We start from the raw sequence: 268 nt of genomic DNA, 5'->3' as shown, positions 1-268 counted from the left end.
ACGGTTTTTCCAATACCCGCGTTCTTGTTGCCAAAGGCGGCGCTGCCCGCCACCGTCAAGGCATCGCCCTGAATGCGGTCATCGCCAAAGTTCACTTGCGCGCCTGTCGTGCCGTCATACGTCTTGTCGACGCCGTTAAAGCTCACGTTCAAGGTACGCGCCGCGATATCGGCCGTAGTGCTGCCCGCATTGGCGTTCAGCACATAGTTGTCCGCATCGCCGCCGCTCAACGCCACGTTCGTCACCGTGACGGTTTTTCCAATACCCG

The 268-nt window shown here is 59.7% G+C and carries 1 protein-coding gene; it reads right to left on the bottom strand.

Going from position 1 to position 268, the window contains the following annotated elements; translation table 11 throughout:
- Positions 1 to 268 (bottom strand): YDG domain-containing protein (locus tag GYK42_RS29795; RefSeq protein ID WP_166450296.1); only part of this gene is annotated, 268 nt, incomplete at both ends.

It is taken from the genome of Janthinobacterium lividum (genome assembly GCF_011601275.1).
Lineage (GTDB): Bacteria > Pseudomonadota > Gammaproteobacteria > Burkholderiales > Burkholderiaceae_D > Janthinobacterium > Janthinobacterium lividum_E.
Note: the sequence above shows the minus strand (reverse complement) of the source record. Positions and strands in the feature narration are given on the sequence as shown.